General features: G+C 34.7%; 20 protein-coding genes. 7 read left to right on the top strand and 13 right to left on the bottom strand.

Going from position 1 to position 21762, the window contains the following annotated elements; genetic code table 11:
- Positions 1-178 precede the first annotated feature (178 nt).
- Together GKZ86_RS04755 and GKZ86_RS04750 are read left to right on the top strand one after the other, a co-directional pair.
- A complete protein-coding gene (locus GKZ86_RS04755; protein ID WP_154781966.1) occupies positions 179-595 on the top strand; it encodes an OsmC family protein in 417 nt (138 codons plus the stop codon).
- Positions 596-823: 228 nt separating this feature from the next.
- Positions 824-1591: an alpha/beta hydrolase gene (locus GKZ86_RS04750; protein ID WP_154781965.1), complete on the top strand. Its 768-nt coding sequence runs from the start codon at positions 824-826 to the stop codon at positions 1589-1591.
- A gap of 77 nt (positions 1592-1668) precedes the next feature.
- On the opposite strand, the gene GKZ86_RS04745 is transcribed toward GKZ86_RS04750, so the two are convergent.
- From GKZ86_RS04745 to GKZ86_RS04710, 8 genes are all read right to left on the bottom strand, one after another.
- Positions 1669-2640 (bottom strand): hydrogen peroxide-inducible genes activator, encoded by a 972-nt coding sequence (locus GKZ86_RS04745; protein WP_154781964.1) that lies wholly within the window; start codon positions 2638-2640, stop codon positions 1669-1671.
- Between the two features lie 204 nt (positions 2641-2844).
- Positions 2845-3171 (bottom strand): helix-turn-helix transcriptional regulator, encoded by a 327-nt coding sequence (locus GKZ86_RS04740; RefSeq protein WP_154781963.1) that lies wholly within the window; start codon positions 3169-3171, stop codon positions 2845-2847.
- A 1-nt stretch (position 3172) separates the two neighbouring features.
- Positions 3173-3601: an SRPBCC domain-containing protein gene (locus tag GKZ86_RS04735; RefSeq protein WP_154781962.1), complete on the bottom strand. Its 429-nt coding sequence runs from the start codon at positions 3599-3601 to the stop codon at positions 3173-3175.
- Positions 3602-3789: 188 nt separating this feature from the next.
- Positions 3790-3960 carry a hypothetical protein gene (locus GKZ86_RS04730; RefSeq protein ID WP_154781961.1) on the bottom strand — a complete coding sequence of 57 codons (171 nt, stop codon included), beginning with the start codon at positions 3958-3960 and terminating at the stop codon, positions 3790-3792.
- A gap of 54 nt (positions 3961-4014) precedes the next feature.
- Complete coding sequence (locus GKZ86_RS04725; RefSeq protein WP_228526534.1) at positions 4015-4566, bottom strand: hypothetical protein; 552 nt, start codon at positions 4564-4566, stop codon at positions 4015-4017.
- 84 nt (positions 4567-4650) lie between these two features.
- Positions 4651-5139, bottom strand: coding sequence for a MarR family winged helix-turn-helix transcriptional regulator (locus GKZ86_RS04720; RefSeq protein ID WP_154781960.1), 489 nt, complete (start codon positions 5137-5139; stop codon positions 4651-4653).
- A 2-nt stretch (positions 5140-5141) separates the two neighbouring features.
- Positions 5142-5633 carry a GNAT family N-acetyltransferase gene (locus GKZ86_RS04715; RefSeq protein WP_154781959.1) on the bottom strand — a complete coding sequence of 164 codons (492 nt, stop codon included), beginning with the start codon at positions 5631-5633 and terminating at the stop codon, positions 5142-5144.
- A gap of 96 nt (positions 5634-5729) precedes the next feature.
- Entirely contained in the window at positions 5730-6833 is a 1104-nt protein-coding gene (locus GKZ86_RS04710) for a fatty acid desaturase (protein WP_154781958.1), read from the bottom strand.
- Between the two features lie 212 nt (positions 6834-7045).
- Here GKZ86_RS04710 and GKZ86_RS04705 point away from each other — a divergent pair, with 212 nt between their 5' ends.
- On the top strand, positions 7046-9970 hold the full coding sequence (locus GKZ86_RS04705; RefSeq protein ID WP_154781957.1) for a PQQ-dependent sugar dehydrogenase: 2925 nt from the start codon (positions 7046-7048) through the stop codon (positions 9968-9970).
- A 114-nt stretch (positions 9971-10084) separates the two neighbouring features.
- The gene (locus GKZ86_RS04700) at positions 10085-11107 is read left to right on the top strand and encodes an LLM class flavin-dependent oxidoreductase (protein ID WP_194632464.1); all 1023 of its coding nucleotides are present in this window, start codon (positions 10085-10087) and stop codon (positions 11105-11107) included.
- A 56-nt stretch (positions 11108-11163) separates the two neighbouring features.
- On the opposite strand, the gene GKZ86_RS04695 is transcribed toward GKZ86_RS04700, so the two are convergent.
- The 5 genes from GKZ86_RS04695 to GKZ86_RS04675 form a co-directional block, all read right to left on the bottom strand.
- Positions 11164-12765 carry a Na+/H+ antiporter gene (locus tag GKZ86_RS04695; protein WP_154781955.1) on the bottom strand — a complete coding sequence of 534 codons (1602 nt, stop codon included), beginning with the start codon at positions 12763-12765 and terminating at the stop codon, positions 11164-11166.
- A gap of 153 nt (positions 12766-12918) precedes the next feature.
- Positions 12919-13395, bottom strand: a complete 477-nt coding sequence (locus tag GKZ86_RS04690) for a hypothetical protein (RefSeq protein ID WP_154781954.1) — start codon at positions 13393-13395, stop codon at positions 12919-12921.
- Positions 13396-13542: 147 nt separating this feature from the next.
- Entirely contained in the window at positions 13543-14946 is a 1404-nt protein-coding gene (locus GKZ86_RS04685; RefSeq protein ID WP_154781953.1) for an efflux transporter outer membrane subunit, read from the bottom strand.
- 22 nt (positions 14947-14968) lie between these two features.
- Entirely contained in the window at positions 14969-18133 is a 3165-nt protein-coding gene (locus tag GKZ86_RS04680) for an efflux RND transporter permease subunit (protein WP_154781952.1), read from the bottom strand.
- A gap of 6 nt (positions 18134-18139) precedes the next feature.
- Positions 18140-19294, bottom strand: a complete 1155-nt coding sequence (locus tag GKZ86_RS04675; protein WP_154781951.1) for an efflux RND transporter periplasmic adaptor subunit — start codon at positions 19292-19294, stop codon at positions 18140-18142.
- 264 nt (positions 19295-19558) lie between these two features.
- On the opposite strand from GKZ86_RS04675, the gene GKZ86_RS04670 reads away from it, so the two are divergent.
- Genes GKZ86_RS04670 through GKZ86_RS04660 form a run of 3 tightly spaced genes read left to right on the top strand, consistent with a single transcriptional unit; the run spans position 19559 to position 21641 of the window.
- On the top strand, positions 19559-20602 hold the full coding sequence (locus GKZ86_RS04670; RefSeq protein WP_154781950.1) for a sensor histidine kinase: 1044 nt from the start codon (positions 19559-19561) through the stop codon (positions 20600-20602).
- Entirely contained in the window at positions 20602-21333 is a 732-nt protein-coding gene (locus tag GKZ86_RS04665; RefSeq protein ID WP_154781949.1) for a LytTR family DNA-binding domain-containing protein, read from the top strand. Before GKZ86_RS04670 ends, GKZ86_RS04665 begins: the two co-directional genes overlap by 1 nt.
- Before the next feature lie 14 nt (positions 21334-21347).
- Complete coding sequence (locus GKZ86_RS04660; RefSeq protein WP_154781948.1) at positions 21348-21641, top strand: DUF3861 domain-containing protein; 294 nt, start codon at positions 21348-21350, stop codon at positions 21639-21641.
- Positions 21642-21762: the final 121 nt, after the last annotated feature.

Raw genomic sequence — 21762 nt, 5'->3', positions numbered from 1 at the left:
ATCCTTAATCACTTCTATAATAAGGGAATTTGTTAAATATAAATCATGATTATAAATTATTTTTATAAGTGTAAAAAATTATTAATTTGATTAATAAACACCTTCGCCATAAATTTGTCCTATCAAAATCAAACAACTGATTTGAGAAATTTAAAAACAACTTTAAAAAATAGAAATCATGAAATTTACAAGAAGAGCAAACGCAAATTGGAAAGGTACAGGAATGGAAGGAAAAGGTACTATTAGTACTCAAAGCACAACACTAAACGAAGCTCAATTATCTTTTAAAACCCGTTTTGAGCAAGGTGTAGGAACTAATCCTGAAGAATTAATTGCTGCGGCACATTCTGGCTGTTTTACCATGCAATTAAGCTTTTTACTTTCTGAAGCCGGATTCGTTCCTGAAGATTTAGACACAGTTGCCAAAGTAACTTTTGAAGACGGAACTATTACTTTGATTCAATTAGAATTGACCGGAAAAGTTCCTGGTATTTCAGCCGAAGATTTTCAGCAAGCAGCACAAAAAGCAAAAGAAATTTGTCCAATTTCTAAATTATTGAATACTGAAATTACTTTAACTGTAACATTGAATTAATTTCCAATAATTAAAAATTCCAACTACTTTCAATACAAAGTCAACGCAATCTTGTCATTCTGATCCCGAAGCTTCGGGAGAAGAATCACACAAGAAAATCGACAAAGATTGGCGGCATTCTGTACGAAGCACTTCTCCTCCGTCGAAATGACAAAATTGCGTTGGAATTTAGAATTTCAAAACTGGAATTTCATTTAAAAATAACACAACAATTTAAAATTTACAATTATGAAAACATTTAATCGCTATTTCGCATTCGCGGCATTCATATTAAGTTTAGTATTTACAACTGCAAATGTAAACGCACAAACAACACCTCAAATTAAAAATGTAGTATTGGTTCACGGTGCTTTTGCAGACGGTTCAGGATATAAAGGATTATACCAGATTTTGACTAAAAAAGGCTATAATGTAACGATAGTTCAAAATCCGTTAAGCTCTCTTGAAGATGATGTGAGAGCAACAAACTTAGCTTTAGACAAACAAGACGGACCAACAATTTTGGTTGGACATTCATGGGGAGGAACTGTAATTACAGAAGCCGGAAATCACCCAAAAGTAGCTGCATTGGTTTACATCGCTGCATTACAGCCAGATAATGGCGAAAACTCTATTCAATGGTTACAAACTGCGCCTCCGGCTCCGGAAAATGGTGTATTGGCTCCGGATGATAAAGGAATCGCTTATTATGACAAAGCTAAATTTCACGCTGGTTTTGCAGGTGATTTAAGTAAAGAAGATGCTGATTTTATGTTCGCTTCACAAGGTGCTTTTTATGCTAAAGGTTTTGGAACTCCAATAACAAAAGCAGCCTGGAGAACTAAACCTGCTTACGGAATCGTAGCGACTGAAGACAAAAGCATCAATCCTGATATTGAACGTGCGATGTACAAACGTTCTAACACGAAAATTACAGAAATAAAAGGAAGCCATGTAGTTTTTATTTCACAACCTGAAGCTGTTGCGAAAGTGATTATTGCTGCATCTAAGAAATAAATTCCAAATATTTTTAAATTCCAAATTCCAATACTTTTAAGTAAGTATTGGAATTTTTTTATTGGAAATTTAAACTTCTACATAAACTTACTAACAGCTTTTACAAAATAAGGCGAATCATTCCAGCGTATTTTTCGGTACGCAAAATCTTTTTTAAGCGATTCGGGAAGGCAATTCCAAATGGCTTCGTTCATTTTTTCGAGCAATAATTTCTTTGAAAACGAATCTGAAACCACCAAACTTATTTCTCTTACGGGTATTGGTTCTTTAAAAGGTTTAAAAAGCCCCGATTTTGCCTCGTTCATAATAGAAAGCTGCGGAATTATTGCAAATCCTAAATGCGCACGAACTAAGTTTTTTAAGGTTTCAATCGAACTGATATCGTACGTAAATTGTTCTTTTATTTTATCGGAACTTTTTAAGCCACAGATGTCTAAAAGCTGTGCATTATAGCAAAATTCATGATGAAGCAATAACAATTCGGTTTTATCGCCGGGTTGCATTTCATAAAATTCTTCATTAGCCATTGGATGAAATTCATTCAAATACGCCACAAAAGGTTCTTTAAAAATAGGATGTTCAATTAAATTGGGATTTCCGGTTGGCGTTGCCATAATAACAACATCGAGTGCGCCGGTTTCTAAATCTTTCATTAATTGTCCCGTATTGGCTTCTCTGATAATGAAATGTACTTTTGGAGTCGCTTCTTTCATTGCCTTAATAAACAACGGAATAAGATAAGGTGATAAAGTTGAAATAATTCCAAGCTTTAACTCCCCTTCCAACAGGTTTTTTTCATTGACCACAAAATCCCGAATTTCATCAGCTTCACGAAGAATTTTTTTTGCTTTATTGATAATCTCCGTTCCAAGCAAAGTTGGCGTTAGCGGCACTTTATTGCGATCAAAAATTTTGATTCCAATTTCTTCCTCAAGATTTTTTAACTGAATCGTAAGTCCGGGCTGCGTAACCATACAAACTTCAGCCGCTCTTGCAAAATGGCGTTCTTCGTCTAAAGCTACGATATATTTTAATTGCTGAATAGTCATCCTTATAATTTTATTTTATAAAGATAAGTAAATATCAATTTTATTTTATAAAACTATAAAGGTTTAACCGCAAAGTTCGCGAAGGATTACGCAAAGTTCACAAAGTTTTATTCAGGAAGCTTTGTGAACTTTGCGTTTTTTACAAAGCACCAAAAATTAAAAATCATTGCGCACTTTGCGGTAAAATATCAAAGCTGCTCATCTTTAATTCGTCAATTTAGTATCATCCATCAAAGATTCTAATTTTTTCAGTTTTGAACCCCAGAATTCATCAAAATAAGAAATCCAGGTTTTCAGTTCTTCAAAACCATCTTTTTTCAGGCTGCAATAACGTTCTCTCCCACTATCTTCTATCGAAATAAAACCGGCATTATGCAAAATCTTAACGTGTTTAGAAACCGCTGGACGGCTCATTTCGAAATGATGTGCAAGCGAGTTAATTGTTAGTCGGTCTTCACTAAGCAATAACAGCATTTTTCTTCTGCTGGAGTCTCCAATAACCTGAAATATGTCAAGAGTTGGTGTTGCCATTTTATGCGTTTATTAAGTTTTCTATTTTTACAAATTTTCCTGGCCAGCCATTGTTCAGTGCATCGTATATTCCAAGATTTTCTTCTTTATCAAAGCCACTGTGTTCTAAGTAAACTTTTGTTCCTTCTGTAGTTGCTTCAAGCTTCCAAACTACTACAGAATCTAATGTAATTTTACCGTCACCGGGCCCGCTTTTCCAACTGTAAGAAAGCTTTTTAAAAGGTTCAACTTCTAAAACGGTACAATAAAAAATTCCATCAAAATTCAAATCTGCAACCGGATTGGTCCTAAACTGAAAGTCAGTTCCAACAACGGGTTGAAAATTATTTTTCATTAGCCAAAGCTCCATCAAATCGGAGTTGGTTAGATAATGCCACACTTTTTCCGGAGAATGGGCAAAAAAATAGTTGTGTTTGATTATTCTTTCCATAATGAGTAACTTTTAAGTTACACAAATATATAAGTAACTTTTGAGTTACACAATTCTTTTATCAAAAAATACACAAAATCAAATACTTGTCTATTTTTATAAAATCTTCTTTTAGAAATTAAGATAATACCCGATACAAAAAAAGCGATCTATTAAGATCGCTTTTCGTTATATAATTAGTTGCAAATTTAAATCGGTAAGGATTTTAAATTTTGCAATGTTTTTTTTGCCAGTTCAATTTTCTCCGTAAACAAATTTTTACCATTTATTTCATCTGCTACTTTAGAAATCTTTTTCTTAGTTGCATTAGACATTGAAATGATGTTTGTTGTGTTCTCCATTTTTTTATCTTTTTCCATAACCCTCATATTTAATTGCTATTAATATAAACGCCAATTGTTTTACAAAATTATCTATTTTTTCTTATAAACCAGCACCGCAATGTATTTATTTTTTGGAACATACTGCACAAAGTTATTTTCTTCTTCATCAAATCCAAAAAAAATGTACTCTTTTGAAAGTTCTTTAAAATATTTATCTACAAAATAAGTATAGGTTCTTATTCTTCTGTTTTTATTTTTACAGGTTCCGTAACAGTTTTTAGAGCATGCATTTCTACATTCTTCTTCAAATGATTCTGAACTATCGCTACCTTGAACATAGATAGGAAAACCGGGATTATCTTCAAAGAATTTAGGCACTGTACCCAATACAGTATTAAATACATTTCTCATGTCACCATTATTGCTGTTTTCCTTATCACAAATATCTTTCGTCTCAAAATTATAATCTCCAAAACCTAAATTATAAATAGCCACACCATTTTGAGTTTCAAAACGAGAATATTGAACTGCTTTAATGATTTTTTTATCGCCTGCGCTTTCGAAAAGATATTGAACAATAGAATTTTCTATTGATAAACTCGTTTCATAAATATCAATGTTTGTCAAGTCTTTTTTTTGCAATGATATTAAATTTTTACTAATCTTTATAATATTTCGTAATATTATTTTTACAATATTTAAAACAAAAAAATCTGAAATCAATCGTTACAAATTCTTTTCTTCGCTCTTCAATTGCAAAGCACGCTGTAAAAAACTCTGATGCATAATTTTGTTTTCGGCTTCATTAATCGCCTGAAGTAAATTGTTTTGATTGTCGGCAATATCACTTAGAACACTTGTCATTACAGCCCAGACCGGCTTCATTTTTAAAATAAGTTCCTGCCCTTTTGCCGTAAGCTGCAAAAGCCGTTTTCGTTCATCGATTTTGTCTTTTTTAGACCGAATGAGTTTTTGCTTTTCTAATTCTTTTAATAAACTGATAGTCGAAGGATGTGTATAGCCAATTTCATTTGCAATTTCAACAACACTTAAAACCTCTTTATGATATAAAGTATAAATTACAGGAAACCATTTCGGCTCAAAGTCAATTCCGTATTCTTTATAAAGCAATGCGCCGTCTTTGCGCAATTGCTCGCTCAAGCGTTGTAATCGTGTTGAAATGGCTAAAATTCCTGATTCATCTATAATATTCATTCTTATACTTTTAGGTTTAAATGGCAGAAAACGTTGTCTGCACTCATTAATGGAAATGCTTCCGGAAGCAATACTTTTTCGATGCGTACAAAATGATTTCTTTCATAAAAACGCAAAGCAGCTTCTAATACTGATACTGTTCCCAAATATAAATCATCGATTCCATTTTCTTTACAATATTGAATCAAAGTCTCTAATAATTTTTGAGCAATCGAGAATTCTTTTCCTCGATACTCCTTTTTCACAAACATTTTTCTGATTGCTGCCGCGTTATCATCAAATTTAATTAAAGCAATTGTACCAACCAATTCATCATTTATAAAAGCGCCCCAGAATCCGCCTCCAGTAGCGTAGTAAAAACTCTTTATATCTAATAAATCTGGCTGATCTTGTAAAGTAATGGCAATATTAAATTCTTTTTGCTGAATGTTTAAAACTAAATCTATAACTGCATTTGCATATTGATTTTCGATCGGGATAATAACTGGTTTCATAGTTTTTATATTTACAATACAAAACTACGTAGTTAACTACATAAAACCAAATTTATTTTATAATTAGGTTATTTAATTTATTAAAAATTTATTAGGTTATATTTCTCCGGTCATTAAAATATTCTCTTTTACTCCATGGTTTTTCAGCATTCTAAAATGAGACCGCACCGCATGATAAAAGGGATAAGAAGTATAAGGAAGATCGTATACTTCTGCATAACGTCTGATTATAGGTGTAATATGAGGATAATAAGTATGCCCAACACCGGGAAAAAGATGATGTGCGACGTGATGTGTAAATCCTCCATATAAAAAATTAGCCAGTTTGCTGTCCGTACTAAAATCTTTAGTTACAATCATTTGATGTAATGCCCAAGTTGCTGAAAGATTTCCGTTATCATCTGTTACAGGAAAATGTGCATCTTCATCAACATGTGTAGAAACAAGAGCTACTACACCCAACATGCTTCCGCAGAGATGCATTGCAAACCATGCGCTTAATACTAAATACCAGGGCTGATTTAGTACCAACATCGGAATAAATAACAAATAAAAAAGATTGAGCACTTTTGCAGCAAAAAGTATGTAGATTTCTTTCTTCGGAATTTTTTCAACTACCTTTTTTACATAGTTGTCTTTCTTTCCAAAAAAATCTTTAAAATCTCTGATGTAGATCCAATTCAGGCTATAAAGTGGATAAATAAACCACATATAAATATGTTGGTATTTGTGGTAATTGAACAACGGACTGGTTGGGAAAATCCTGATAATGTCGCTTTGTTTGATGTCAATATCCCAATCGGGAACATTTGGGTATGCGTGATGAAGACCAATATGCCGTCGGATCCAAAGCCAGTGATTACCACCAAAAAGTTCCAGCGAATATGTAAATAATTGGTTGTGGAATGGCTTTTTAAACAATGCTCCGTGCGCTGCGTCATGAAATGCGTTTATAAAAAGCACAATCATATTCATTCCGCATAAAATATAAAACAGAAAGAGCAAAGCCGTATTGTTGCCAAATAAAAGCACGCAGGCATAAAACAGAAAAAAGAGCACTAAAAGTCCTAAAGACTTAAATATATTAACCAGATACAATGATGAATTTTTTAAAACGGTTTCTTTCACTTCTTGTTGCAGCATTTTAAAAAAATCATCCGTACCAGGTTTGAGATAAACCGGACGTTTCAATTTTTCCATAATGGTTATTGGCTAGAAATTGCTACATCAAATTTAAAAAAAAATCTTATAAAAAATAATACATTTTTTAGTTTATTTTACACATAATCAAATACATAATAGCTTTTTATATCTTTTTGTTAATGAAATATTTTAATAAACCAAAAATAGGTTTAGTAGTAAAAAAAATGTTAAATTTGATTACCCACAATAAAATCTACTAAAAATAACTTATGAAAAAAGAACTAAATTTTAGAGGAAATCAGAGGAAACAATTAAGGCAATTTTTATTATTTGCTTTCTTTTTACTGATTTCATGGCAGGCAAATTGCCAGTACATTACACAAACCCTCGCTCCTACTGCGGTAATTAAAGAAGGTTTATCATTAGAACAATCTTCTGACGGAAGAATATTTATTGCCGAAAGAGCCGGTATTGTAAAAGTGTTTCAAAACAATGCTGTTTCAACTGTCTTTACGGTAACAACTGTTACAGATAAAGAGCAAGGATTGCTTGGGTTGACCTTGCATCCTGATTTTGCAACTAACGGATATATTTATGTATTTTATTCTATTGATGACGGAACTGTGATCAGACATCGAATAGAAAGAATACAAATCAATAATGCCAATCAGGTTTTAGCCAGACAGGAAATTTTATTATTAGAACCTATTGGTGCAGGATTTCATAATGGCGGTGACTTAAAATTCTTTAATGGTTTTCTATATGTAACTGTTGGAGATAGTCAACAAGACACAAACGCGCAAGATTTAGATACATATAAAGGAAAAATATTGCGTCTTACCGAAAATGGACTTCCTGCACCGGGAAACCCATTTTATGGAACAGGTTCTATACAAAGGCAAAGTATTTGGGTGTACGGATTCAGAAATCCGTGGAGACTTATTGCTAATGCCACAGCCAATAAATTATTTGTTTTGGATGTTGGAACTTCATGGGAAGAAATAAATGAAATCAGCAATCCAACGATTCGTAACTACGGTTGGGGGCATCCACAAGGTGGCGACGGAAAACAAACGGAAACAAATTTATTTACCAACCCGATATTTACTTACGCAACCGGAAGTATTGGAAATGCGTTAACAAATGGTGTATTATACAATCCGACAACATCTCGTTATCCTAATCTTCAGGGAAAATTCATTATTAAAGACTATGTCAGAAATGCCATAAGATCTTTTGATCCGAATGTTGCTGATCCTGTTTCGACTGAATTTTATGAAGCTCCGCAACAACAGGCGCTTGGTATGATGTTAGGAAACGACGGTTACATTTATTACTGTGCTTACGGCAATAACGGTTCATTAATTAAACTTGATTATATAGAAACCGCTGCTCCAACTATTGTAAATCATCCGCAATCACAAACGATTATGGCAACTTATCCTGTAACTTTTAATGTTACGGCAAGCGGCGTAGGACAAAGCTATCAATGGCAATTTAATAATGTAAATATCAACGGCGCTACAGCGGCGAGTTATACAATTCCAAACGTAACGACAGCAAATGCAGGAGCTTATCGAGTTATCGTCACCAATACAGCAGGAAACGCAACAAGTAATTCGGCAACACTTACCGTAACTCCGTTTAGTAATGCACCAACAGTTACTTTAAAATTTCCTTTGGCTTCCTTAAAATGGAATGCTGATGATGTTGTAAATTTTGAAGCTACTGCAACTGATATTGAAGATGGAGAATTACCTGCAAGTGCTTTTTCATGGAGTATTGATTTATTTCACGAAGATATTCCGGGAGCCGGACACTCACATCCCGGTGCAAGTCCGCAAGGCGTGAAATTGGGCACTTTCGTAGCATCAAACCAAGGCGAGAAAACACCAAATGTATGGTACCGATTTACTGTAAAAGTAACCGATAGCAACGGCTTAACGGCTACAAAATTTGTAGACATAAAACCTAATTTGGTTGATGTTACAGTTACGAGTTCACCAGCATTACTCAATTTAGAATTTAACCAAAAACCAGTTGTAGCGCCTGCTACCAAACAAGTTGTTGCAAACGCCAAAGTACAAACACTAAATGCTCCAACTCCGCAATATGTTGGCAATATAAGATATGATTTTGATCATTGGGGTCAGGGCGGAGCTGTTAACCAAACGTTTCAGGCTCCTGCTACAGGAACAATAACTTATACAGCATTTTATACGGCAACAACGCTTCCAAGTGCGCCTTATCAGGGATTAATTGCTCAGATTCCGGGAATTATTGAAGCTGAAAATTATGATATTGGCCCAAATGCCGTTTTTGATTCAAATGGCGGTGGAGATACACAATACAGAGCCGGAGATGGCGTAGGAACCGAAGTTTGTAATGAAGGCGGATTTAATATTTCGTACGTTGCAAAAAATGAATGGCTTAAATACACTTCAAAAGTAAATACTACAGGTAATTATGATATTAAATTAAGAGTTTCAACACCTTATGCGAACAAAGCTTTACACATTGAAGTTGATGGCGTAAATGTTTCGGGCAGATTCAATATTCCCAATACTGGTGGATTTCAGAACTGGCAAACTGCAACAATTCCAAATATTCCTTTAACGCAAGGTGTACATGTTATTACACTTTGGTTTGACGAAGCAGATATTAATGTCAATAAACTTGAATTTTCTTTATCAGGAAATGCAACAACACCGGTTGCAGACTTTGAAGTGAGTCCACAAATGGGATGTATTAATACTGCAGTTACTTTTGTATCCGGTTCTATTGGCACAATTGATACTTATGTTTGGAGTTTTGGCAATGACGCAACACCCGCAACAGCAACAGGAATTGGTCCGCATAATGTACTTTATGGAACTGAAGGAACTAAAACAGTCTCTTTAAAAGTTACCAATACTGCCGGAACTAATACAAAAGAGGTTGAATATATGGTTCATAACTGTAATCTTGGAGTTGAAATTCCAACGGAGGATTCTAAAAAGTTTGTCGTTTATCCAAATCCTTCTTCGGGAACATTTCATTTATCAAAAGAAATCGAATGGAAGATTTATTCTCCTTTGGGCATTAAAATTAAAGAAGGAAAAGGAAATGTAATCAATATATCTGAAGTCGCTTCGGGAATCTATTTTATTAAAAACAATGAAGGCGATAAAGCTATTTCTATTGTGAAGAAATAAAACTTATTATTACAATTAATAATTAAAAACGGGACAGGTAGAAATACTTTTTGTCCCGTTTTTTTATATCCAATAACCAGTAAAAAAACAGTTTTTTAATATCTTTACTAAATGATAGAAATAGGAATAGACAGTTTTGCTTCGGCAATGTATGGCGACAACAACTCCTTAAGCAGTGTTGACGCTATGGAGCAATTGCTTCAAAGAATTGAACTTGCCGATCAGGTTGGGCTTCATGTTTTTGGAATTGGAGAACACCATAAAAAAGAATTTTTAGATTCGGCCACAGCAGTAATACTTAGTGCTGCTGCATCACGAACAAAAAACATACGTTTGGCGAGTGCCGTTAATGTTTTAAGCGCTGCAGATCCGGTGCGGGTGTATCAGGAATATGCCACTTTAGATTTAATTTCGAAAGGAAGAGCTGAAATCGTCGTAGGCCGTGGATCTTCTATTGAAGCTTATCCTCTTTTCGGTTTTAATCTGAATGATTATGATGCGCTTTTTAAAGAAAAACTAGACTTGTTATTACAAATTAGGGATAATGAATTTGTAAACTGGTCTGGAAAATTTCGTCCGGCGATTAATAACCTTCCGGTTTATCCGAGAGCATTACAGGAAAAACTGCCTATTTGGTTAGGCGTTGGCGGAACTCCCGAATCTTTTGTAAGAGCAGGATCACTTGGTTTACCTTTGATGGTTGCCGTAATTGGAGGGCAAACACATCGTTTTCGTCCGCTAATCGATTTGTATCGCGAAGCTGGTCAGGCTGCAGGATATAAACCTGAGGAACTTAAAGTTGGTTTGCATTCTCCTGGTTATGTTTCAGGAACGAATGAAAAAGCAATCGAAGAATACTATCCTGGTTATGCTGAACTTTGGACAAAATTAGGCTTAGAACGTGGTTGGCCGCCCGTAACAAGACAAAAATTTGATACTTTAATCGACAAACAAGGCGTTTTAGTTTTAGGAAGCCCTGAACAAGTTGCTGAGAAAATTCTACGTCACAGTGAAGCGCTTGGTGGAATCTCAAGATTTACGTTTCAAATGGATAATGCAGGACTTACGCATGAACAATTAATGAGTTCAATAGAATTCATCGGAACAAAAGTAATTCCGTTAATTAAAAATAGTTAATCGCATAAATATTATTTTTTTGGATTTGATATTCTCTATCAAATCCAAAAAAATAATTACTCTTCATGCATTTCCATCCATAAACGGGTTTCTTCAAGATCGAGTTCTTTTTCAATCTTTCTGAAAATCTCTTCGTTTACAGAACCTTTTTTATGCATTAGTTCTAATTTAGCTCTTTCTACATTAAGCAAATCAATTTGTATTCTGGTAAAATCATTAAAAATCTCCCCTCCCATTACTTTTCCTCCTCCAAAGAAATTGGCCGGAAGTTCTGTTCGCTGCAAACGATTAAACTTTACTTCATATTTACTTTTGATATTATGAAGTAAATCATCATTCAGTAACGAAAAATTATCTTCGATATGCGCAATGGTTTCAGATACAATAACATTCCTAATTTCATATTCTTCGGCTAATATCGAATAAGGCTGTATTTTTAGTTTTTTAATCACCCACGGAAGCGTTAATCCCTGAATAACCAACGTAGAAAGTATTACACAAAAAACCAGATAAATAATCAGGTTTCTTAACGGAAATTCTTCATTATCATTAACCGTTAATGGAAGCGCCAATGCAGCCGCCATAGATACAACGCCACGCATTCCTGCCCATCCAAAAACAAGCATGTTTCGATAATCAAATTCTTCATTAAGCCTTATTTTTTTACTGATAAACCTTGGAAGCAAAGTCGCAGGAAGAACCCATAAAAACCGAACTAAAATCACGACTAAACTTACTGTTCCTCCCCAAATAAATAACGACATTCCGGAATAATGACCAATTCCAGAAATAATAGAACGCAACTGTAGCCCGATTAAAATAAATATTAAACCGTTTAATATATTCGTAAGAACGCTCCAGATTGTATTGGTCATAATGCGGCTTTCATGCGTAAAAATAGTGCCTGATCTTGCAGAAAGATACAAACCTGTTGTTACGACCGCCAAAACACCCGAACATTCAAAATGTTCTGCTATTAAATAAGATGCAAAAGGTGTTAGCAAAGTAAGCGTAGCTTCGATAACATCGTCGCAAACAAACTTTTTATGAATAATACTCATTACAAAACCAACGACTACACCAATTGCAATACCAAGTGTCGACATGATAAAGAAGTTTAATCCTGCCTGCCAAAGCACAAAATTTCCTGCTGTAATAGCTGTTAATGCATATTTATAAGCTACAAGTCCGCTCGCGTCATTCAACAAACTTTCGCCTTCAAGAACGGCAATAAGTCTGGGATGCAAACCTAAACCTTTTGTAATGGCTGTTGCCGAAACTGCATCGGGAGGAGAAACGATTGCCCCAAGCAAAAATGCCAATGGCCATGAAATATCTTCAATAAGCCAATGTGCGGCAACTGCTACTGCAAAAGTTGTAAAAAAAACCAAACCCACAGCAGCAAGCGTTATGGGACGAATAGTTTGTTTAAATTCAGACCAGCTTGTGTACCAGGCTGCGTGATATAAAAGCGGTGGTAAAAAGATAATAAAAACTACTTCGGGATTTAGTGCAATTACGGGAAGTCCGGGAATAATACTGATAATTACACCACAAAGTACAAGCACAATTGGAACAGGAAAATTATATTTTTTACTTAAAAGGCTCAGGAATGCCACCCCGAACAACAACATAATAATGACTGTGATATTTTCCATTTAATTGATTCTGTTTGGTGTTACCAGATTTTTATTGATTGTAATTGTTTCTAAATTGATGGTACTAATATAGTATTTTATGCTAATTTTTTTTACTCTAAAACAAAAAAACGCCTCAATTACTTGAGGCGTTTTAAAGTCATGTTTGTTTAATTAGTGGTGACCGTTATCTTTATGGTCTTTGGAATTTCCTTTATGACCATTATCATTTTTACCATTACCATTATTATGCTTATCCGGTTTATTTTGTTTCTCCGGTTTGTTTCCTCTGTTTTTCTGAGGTTTTCCTTTATATCCTTTTGGATAATTGGTTATGTGTTTTTTGTGGTACGTATAAGGAGCATTTCCTCTGTAATCATTTAAAACTACTTTGTAACCATTATAAAGATCATATCCTCTGTATCTTGAAGGCAATCTGTTTACGCGCGCCCAATTACCGTTATTGTCATAAATAAACTGGCTTTGAGTTACGTCATAATAAACATCGATATCCGGCAAATAATAATATCTGCTGTCGTCATATCCAGCGGGACCCCAATTTGGTGGTGTACCAATATTGACATTGACTGAAACTTGTGCATGGGCAAAAACACTCATTAAAAGTATTAATGCAATTCCTAATTTTTTCATTTTTGTGGTATTAGTGTTAATTAATTTAAACAAAGCGAAAGTAGTGCCAATAAATACTTTTAAGGCATTCATTATACAGAAACACAAAACTAATCGACGAATAGTCTTTTACAACCGACAAGATGTTAAAAATACAGATATCAAATATTATTTCCAACCGCCGCCCAAAGCGCGATATAAATCAACTAATGCCTGTAGCTTTTGTAAATTATCATTTACCCCGCTTAATTGTGCCGCCAAAAGATTTTGTTGAGATGTTAATACATCTGTATAATTGGTAGCAGAACTATACTCTAAAAGTTGTTGCGTAAAATCAACTGCTTTTGTCAATGATTCAATTTGTTTTGCTCTTGAATCTTGTTTTTCAACGGCCATTTGATACGCATACAAAGAGTTCGAAACTTCTTGTCCTGCAACCAAAAGACTTTGTTGAAAATTATTCAACGCCTGCAATTGTTGAGATTGCGCCGTTGTTAATCTGGCTTTATTAAGACCATGATTAAAAAGTGGCTGCGTTAAACCTCCAATAATAGAATAAAAAACAGAATTTGTAAAAAAGTCTGTCAATTGTAAATTCGAAAATCCACCGCTTGCTGTCAATGTTAAACTTGGATAAAAATAAGTACGTGCCAAGTTTGTCGATTCAAAAGCAACTCTGAAATTCAATTCAGCCTGACGAACATCAGGACGATTTTGAAGCAATTGAGAAGGTAAACCTATCGCAATATTTTCAGGAATTTGCTGATCGCCCAAAACGCCTCTTTCAATTTCACCCGGAGCTTGTCCTAAAAGAATATTCAATGCATTTTCGGTTTCGCGAATACTTTGTTTTAAATCCGGAATTAAAACTTCTGCTGCATAACGATTGGCTTCACTTTGCACAACAGCAGCTCCGGTAACAATTGCACCTTCTTTCAAAGACTTAATTGTTTCTACATTTTTGATACGGCTTTCTAAGGTTTCTTTTGTTATTTCAAGTTGTTTATCAAAAGCTAATAACAAGAAATAATTGTTGGCAATATCTGAAATTAATTGTGTCTGAACAGCTTGTTTAGCAGCATCTGTAGCAAGATAAGTTGCTAAAGCAGCTCTTTTTGTACTGCTTAATTTTCCCCAGATATCAGCTTCCCACGAAGTACTTAAACCAAGTTTGTAAGTCGTTGTTAAGGTATTGATATTAATTCCTGCCGGAAAATTCAATCCCGCTTCTGATTGCTTTGTACGTGTTACATTGGCATCGATATTCAACGTTGGATAATATGCCAATTTGCTCTGACGCAAAGTCGCACGCGCCTGAACGATGTTTTCGATAGCATTTTTAAGATTCAGATTCTGGTCTAAACCTTTTTGAATTAAAGCATTCAGTTTAGCATCTTTAAAAACACTTTGCCAAGGCATATTCGCAATAGTTGTAGAATCCGCAGCAGCCTGGTCTCGGAACAACTTTTCCGTCGAAACTGTCTTGGGACTTTCGTATTTTTTGGTAACGCAGGCACTCAAAAGAGTGGCTGCAATTACCATTAAAATATATTTATTTGAACTATGAGTCATCTTTGTTTTCTTAATTAAATTATTACTCTTTAGGAGTTTCTAATAGTTGTACTTCCTCGTCGTCATCTTCATCATAACCGTCTTTTGCAGGACCGCTAACTTTTTCCTGTAAAGTCTGGAAAACGATAAACAATACCGGAATAACAAATACTCCTAAAACGGTTCCAATCAACATTCCGCCAACTGCACCTGTACCAATCGATTTGTTACCAACAGCTCCTGCTCCGGAAGCAAACATTAAAGGAACAAGTCCTAAAATAAAGGCAAAAGATGTCATTAAAATTGGACGTAAACGCGCTACAGCTCCTTCAATTGCAGACTGAACAATTGGCAGACCTTTTCTTCTTCTTTCCAAAGCAAATTCAACAATCAAAATACCATTCTTGGCAAGCAATCCAATCAGCATGATTAATGAAATCTGCAAGTAAATATTACTGTTTAGTTTGAATATAATCGAGAATAAATAGGCTCCCGCCAATCCAAACGGAATCGAGAATAATACCGCAAAAGGCAAAATATAACTTTCGTATTGTGCACTTAACAAGAAATAAACGAAAACCAAACACAAAATGAAGATGAAAATAGTTTCACTTCCTGATGCTAATTCCTCACGTGTTAAACCTGAAAATTCATAACCATAACCTGCCGGAAGATTTTCTGCCGCCACTTCCTGAATTGCTTTAATAGCATCTCCGGAACTGAAACCCGGATTTGGTGCACCTGTAATCGAAATAGAGGTAAAAAGGTTAAATCTTGAAATAGATTCCGGACCAAAAACCCTTGTCATTTTCACAAATTCTGTAATTGGAGCCATCGTTCCTGAACTGTTTCTAACGAAAATTTTATTCAGTCCTTCAGTATTTGTACGAAACTCAGGAGAAGCCTGAATCATGACACGGTATTGTTTCCCGAATTTATTAAAATTCGAAGCATATAAACCTCCATAATATCCTTGCATGGTTGACAAAATCGTATTTACAGAAACGCCTGCATCTTTCGCTTTTGCCAGATTAATATCCATCATATATTGAGGAAAACCTGGATTAAATGGTGTTGTTGCATATTGAATTTCAGGACGTTTTGATAATTTTTCCAAAAACTCAGTATTCACTTTAAAGAATTCTGCCGTTGTATGACCTCCTTTATCCTGAAGTTGGAATTCAAATCCACCACTTTGTCCAAATCCCTGAATTGTTGGTGGAGAAATAAAGAAGATATTGGCTTCACGAATGCCGCTTGTTTTAGCAAAAAGCTGACCAATTACGTCATTAACACTTAAATCACGTTTGTCCCACGTTTCCAGTTTTACAATAACCATACTGTAAGCACTTCCCGCTCCCGCTGTAAAGTTTTGCCCTACAATACGAAGCGTGTTTTTAACACCCGGAATTGTCTTGGCAATACTGTCTACTTTTTTCGCTATAATATCAGAACGTTCCATCGAAGCTGATGGCGGCAAACTAATATTAGCAAAAACAGTTCCCTGATCTTCAGCAGGAACGAAAGCTGACGGCGTCGTTTTCATCATATAAAATAATGCTGCACCAGCAATAAGAATAGCTGCAAGAACAATCCATTTTTTGACTGAAAGAAAACTAACAGAACGTTTGTATCTTTCTGTTACATTATCAAATGCAACGTTAAACGATGTATAAAATCTTTGAATAAAACTTTTATGTTTATGATCGTCAGCATGCGGTTTTAAAAGTAAAGCACACAAAGCCGGACTTAAAGTCAAGGCATTAATTGCCGAAAGAATAATCGCAACCGCTAATGTAATACCAAATTGTTTGTAGAAAACCCCTGTTGAACCTGTAATAAATGTTACCGGAATAAATACGGCCGCCATTACCAGCGTAATCGAAATAATCGCTCCGGAAATTTCATCCATCGCATCGATTGTGGCTTTTTTAGACGATTTATAACCGTGGTCTAATTTGGCATGCACCGCCTCGACGACGACAATGGCATCATCGACGACAATACCAATCGCAAGTACCATTGCAAAAAGCGTTAATAAGTTAATCGTAAATCCGAATAAATTCAGGAAGAAAAACGTTCCTACAATCGCTACCGGAACCGCAATGGCCGGAATTAATGTCGATCTAAAATCCTGAAGGAAAATAAATACTACGATAAAAACCAGTATAAAAGCTTCGATCAAAGTATGAATTACTTTTTCAATAGAAGCATCCAGATTCTCGTTAACATCTACTAGAAGCGTATATTTTACTCCTTTTGGGAAGTTTTTTGCCGCTTCTTCAATCAGTTTTTTAGAATTATTAATTACATCACGCGCATTTGATCCCGGAGTCTGGCTAATGGCCATTGCTGCAGATTCTACACCGTTTGTTTTAATCGTTGCCGAATAACTTAGAGATCCTAACTCTACTTTGGCAACATCTTTCAAACGAAGCATTTGTCCGTTTCCAACAGATTTTATAACGATATCTCCAAATTCCTGAGCGCTCGTTAAACGTCCTTTATATTTAATTACATATTGAAATGCCTGATTTCCGTTTTCACCAAATTTACCCGGAGCAGCTTCAATATTTTGTTCTGCCAAAGCTGCCGAAATATCACTCGGAATCAGTTTATATTGCTGCATGATATCCGGTTTCAGCCAGATTCTCATCGAATAATCTTTTGCTCCAAAAACCGTTACGTCTCCTACTCCAACCACACGCTGAATTTGAGGAACAAGGTTGATTTTTGCATAATTTTGAAGGAAAGTCTGATCGTACGCTTTATCATCACTGTATAAAGAGAAAATCAATAAGTTACTACTCTGGCTTTTAGTTACGGTAACTCCGGCCTGAGTAACTTCAACAGGCAATAAACTGGTGGCTCTAGAAACCCTGTTTTGCACGTTTACCGCCGCTAAATCAGGATTTGTTCCTACTTTAAAGAAGATTTTTATAGAAGCATTTCCGTCGTTTGTTGCTGTAGAAGTCATGTATGTCATGTTTTCTACACCATTAATTTGCTCTTCAAGCGGAATTACGATACTTTTTAGTACCACATCTGCATTAGCACCGGTATAACTCGCTGAAACGTTTACCGTTGGAGGAGCAATATCCGGATATTGAGAAATAGGAAGCGCTACCAGTCCTAAAACACCCAGAATGACAATAATAACAGATATTACCGTCGAGAGGACAGGTCTTTGTATGAATATTTTAAACATTTTTTCTTATTTTAAATCGGCGTATACAGTTTCGGCATTTTGATTTTGAGGTTTAATCTCAGTTCCGTCTTTAAGCGTCGCAACTCCCTCTAAAACAATTTGATCTCCGGCCTTTAAACCACTTGTTACTACATAATAATTTCCGGCTTTATTGTCTAAAATCGTAATATTTGTATTTTTTGTTTTTCCGTCTTTTCCAACAGTTACTGCGAAAATTTTATCCTGAAGCTCAAATGTTGCGCTTTGCGGAATAATTAATCCTTCTTTTACTTCGTTTGGAATTCTAACTGTTGTGCTGCTTCCGCTTCTGATAACTCCTCTTGGATTTGGAAAACGAGCTCTGATATTTACCGTACCGGTTTCTGTATTAATTAAACCGTTTACAGTTTCAATTCTTCCTTTTTCTCCATAAGTTGATCCGTCTGAAAGTAATAAGGAAACCTGAGGAAATTCTTTGATTTTTTGAGCCAGCGTACCTGTACTTTGTGTAAAGTTTAAAAGTACTTTTTCGTTCATGGCAAAATACGCATAAACGTTTCCAATACTTGAAACTGTGGTTAAAGCTTCTGCATTATTAGAACTTACCAAACTTCCTAAACGAAACGGAATTGAACCTACAACACCATCAACCGGACTGGTTACGGTTGTATAACCCAAATTTACTTTTGCATTAACCAAAGCTGCATTTGCCTGTGCTAAGGTTGCTAAAGCTGATTCGTAATTATATTGTGCCGATTCAAGATCATATTTACTGATGATTTCTTTTTCAACAAGCGGTTTTACTTTATTTACAGCTAATTTTGCTGTACTTACCGCTGCCTGAGCGCTTTTGATACTGGCAGATGCCGTACGAACTTGTTGCTCATATTCAGGAGCATTAATTTTAAACAAAGGTTGTCCGGCTTTTACGACCGCACCTTCATCAACATATATCTTTTCGATATATCCTTCAACACGCGGACGGATTTCTATATTTTGTTGTCCTTGTATACTTGCCGGATAATCAGTGTTTAGAGTTGCTGATTCTGGCTGTAAAGTCAGTGTTTTATATTCTTTAACTTGTGGTGCACCTCCGGCCTGAGCCGATTTGTCGTCTTTATTACCACACGAGGCGATGATAACTGATGCTGCTAAAATGCTTAAAAAAGATTGCTTATTCATTGGATAAATGTGTGATTTCTATATTTACGATATCAAAATAAAAGAATTAAGATACGCAAAAAATATCGAATAGACGAAGAGCCTGACACAATCGATAGAGATAACCTTAGAACCGATGGATTTTCTTCAAAACTAAACAAGTGTTTAATTTTAAAACTCGTCGGTTCTAAAATGGTTTTTATGGACTGTAAATCTCTATTTAGCGATTGGTTCCAAATTGCATTCAAATAAAATGTAATATTGTCAAAAAAAATATAAATTATAATGTCAATAAACATTTCAAGACCTTATTTATTTGCCGGAATACACATTTTCGGCTGGTTATTATTGGGGTTTATTATGCTGTTTTACATTCCAATAACATGGAATGTAGTGCTTCCGTCTGTTTTTTGGCTTTGGCAGATGATTATATTGGTTTTATTAATTATTATTTTCTATTCTAATGCCAAAATCATAGTTCCAAAAACAATAATAAAAGACAATACTTCGCCCTATTTAATTTGGGCTTTTCTTGCCATTATTGCCATGCAGTTTATTGCCTATTTTTATACTTCTCAAACAGATCTTCACAATAAAATCAGTCTCGTTTTAGGATTTAAAAAATACAGAAATCCTTATTTCGACAATTATGTGCTTATGCTTACTTTACTGGTTTTAGGAATCAGTACAAGTTGGGCAATGTTACAGCATTGGCAGAAAGCTGCACAACACAAGCAAAAACTGGAACAGGATAAAACAATGGCCGAATTGGCGATGCTAAAAGCGCAGATTAATCCACATTTTTTCTTCAATTCCTTAAATAGCATTTATTCGCTGACTTATACTGATATTGAGGATTCTAGAAATGCATTGCATACGTTGAGCCGCATGATGCGATATTTGCTTTACAGTACTGAAGAAACGACAACATTGCTAAAAGAAGCCGCCTTTATGAAGGATTTTATTGCTTTGATGAAACTTCGTGCCAACAGCAAATTAACGATTACTACAGACATTCCACAAAAACTTCATGATTACCCAATTGTTCCAATGTTATTACTACCTTTAGTAGAAAATGCTTTTAAACATGGTGTGCATGCCACTGATAAAAGCGAAATTCATATTTCGCTTACGCAGCATGGAAGCAATCTCGAATTTGAAGTAGAAAATACTTATTTCGAAAAATCTTCAACATCTGATGAAGGCGGTATTGGGTTAACAAATACAAAACGCAGACTGCATTTAATTTATCCAAATAAACATTCGTTAATAGCCGGAATTGCTAAAAATGGAATGTATAATGTAAAACTGCAAATAACTTTAGAATAATGACAATATTAAAATGTATAGCAGTCGATGATGAACCTCTCGCATTAAAATTGGTGCAAACTTTTATTGAACAAACGCCTTTTTTAGAATTGTGTGCGAGTTGCGATAATGCTGTAGAAGCCTTGACTTTAATTCGTGAGAAACAGCCTGATGTTGTTTTTCTTGACATTAATATGCCAAACTTAACGGGAATGGAATTGGCCAGGCTTTTGCAGGAGCAACCGGGAACAATACCTAAAATTGTTTTTACTACGGCTTACAATCATTATGCAATTGAAGGTTACAGAGTTAATGCTGTTGATTATCTTTTAAAACCTTTTAGTTATGAAGAGTTTTTGCGCGCAGCCAATAAGGTTTTGCAAATAGCAGAAGATACTTCTAACCACTTTCAGTCTATTACGGCAGATGATGAATTTATTTTCTTAAAAGTAGAATATCAATGGGTTAGAATTTCTCTTAAAGATATTTCTTATATCGAAAGTTTAAAAGATTACGTAAAAGTACATCTCGACGATTCTCAAAAAGCAGTCCTTTCGCTAATTTCACTAAAAGCTTTAGAAGAAAAACTGCCTTCTTCAAAATTTATGAGAGTACATCGTTCTTATATTGTTTCTCTTGATAAAATTAGTGCAATCAGTAAAAACTCCATATTTATTGATAAAGCAGAAATAACCGTTGGTGAACAATACAAAGAGACTTTTAAAGCTATTGTTGAAAAATGGATCAAATAAAAAATTAAAATACCATGGAAAAAAGATCAAACAAATATCACTTAACACTGAGTCTAAAGCAATATGCAAACGGCGATACACATCCGGCAAAAGAACTGGGAATTGAATTTGATAATCACGACGAAATATTTGATATCATTGAAAGAATAAAAGACAAAAATATATTCGACAGTGAATCTGAAGCAACACAATTTGCACTTGGTTTAAAATTGTTCAGCGAAATCAAACTAAAACATCGCAAAAATCCTTTATTTGAAGAATTGAATGACGTATTTCCTGTCTTCATGAAAAAACTAAAAAGTTTATAAGAAGAAAGTTTGCCACGAATTTCCACGAATAAAATTTTAAAAAAATTAGTGGAAATTCGTGAAATTCGTAGCAAAAAAATAATCATCATTATAATGCGTTTTATTTCATAATTTAGTTTCA

It is taken from the genome of Flavobacterium sp. LC2016-13, assembly GCF_009707955.1.
Lineage (GTDB): Bacteria > Bacteroidota > Bacteroidia > Flavobacteriales > Flavobacteriaceae > Flavobacterium.
The sequence above is the reverse complement of the archived record's forward strand: the minus strand, read 5'-3'. Positions and strand labels throughout refer to the sequence as shown.

Excerpts from the sequence above, each read along its gene's own strand:
- GKZ86_RS04755 (WP_154781966.1), top strand. The coding sequence starts at position 179 with ATGAAATTTACAAGAAGAGCAAACGCAAATTGGAAAGGTACAGGAATG.
- GKZ86_RS04750 (WP_154781965.1), top strand. The coding sequence starts at position 824 with ATGAAAACATTTAATCGCTATTTCGCATTCGCGGCATTCATATTAAGT.
- GKZ86_RS04745 (WP_154781964.1), bottom strand. The coding sequence starts at position 2,640 with ATGACTATTCAGCAATTAAAATATATCGTAGCTTTAGACGAAGAACGC.
- GKZ86_RS04740 (WP_154781963.1), bottom strand. The coding sequence starts at position 3,171 with ATGGCAACACCAACTCTTGACATATTTCAGGTTATTGGAGACTCCAGC.
- GKZ86_RS04735 (WP_154781962.1), bottom strand. The coding sequence starts at position 3,601 with ATGGAAAGAATAATCAAACACAACTATTTTTTTGCCCATTCTCCGGAA.
- GKZ86_RS04730 (WP_154781961.1), bottom strand. The coding sequence starts at position 3,960 with ATGGAAAAAGATAAAAAAATGGAGAACACAACAAACATCATTTCAATG.
- GKZ86_RS04720 (WP_154781960.1), bottom strand. The coding sequence starts at position 5,139 with ATGAATATTATAGATGAATCAGGAATTTTAGCCATTTCAACACGATTA.
- GKZ86_RS04715 (WP_154781959.1), bottom strand. The coding sequence starts at position 5,633 with ATGAAACCAGTTATTATCCCGATCGAAAATCAATATGCAAATGCAGTT.
- GKZ86_RS04710 (WP_154781958.1), bottom strand. The coding sequence starts at position 6,833 with ATGGAAAAATTGAAACGTCCGGTTTATCTCAAACCTGGTACGGATGAT.
- GKZ86_RS04705 (WP_154781957.1), top strand. The coding sequence starts at position 7,046 with ATGAAAAAAGAACTAAATTTTAGAGGAAATCAGAGGAAACAATTAAGG.
- GKZ86_RS04695 (WP_154781955.1), bottom strand. The coding sequence starts at position 12,765 with ATGGAAAATATCACAGTCATTATTATGTTGTTGTTCGGGGTGGCATTC.
- GKZ86_RS04690 (WP_154781954.1), bottom strand. The coding sequence starts at position 13,395 with ATGAAAAAATTAGGAATTGCATTAATACTTTTAATGAGTGTTTTTGCC.
- GKZ86_RS04685 (WP_154781953.1), bottom strand. The coding sequence starts at position 14,946 with ATGACTCATAGTTCAAATAAATATATTTTAATGGTAATTGCAGCCACT.
- GKZ86_RS04680 (WP_154781952.1), bottom strand. The coding sequence starts at position 18,133 with ATGTTTAAAATATTCATACAAAGACCTGTCCTCTCGACGGTAATATCT.
- GKZ86_RS04675 (WP_154781951.1), bottom strand. The coding sequence starts at position 19,294 with ATGAATAAGCAATCTTTTTTAAGCATTTTAGCAGCATCAGTTATCATC.
- GKZ86_RS04670 (WP_154781950.1), top strand. The coding sequence starts at position 19,559 with ATGTCAATAAACATTTCAAGACCTTATTTATTTGCCGGAATACACATT.
- GKZ86_RS04665 (WP_154781949.1), top strand. The coding sequence starts at position 20,602 with ATGACAATATTAAAATGTATAGCAGTCGATGATGAACCTCTCGCATTA.
- GKZ86_RS04660 (WP_154781948.1), top strand. The coding sequence starts at position 21,348 with ATGGAAAAAAGATCAAACAAATATCACTTAACACTGAGTCTAAAGCAA.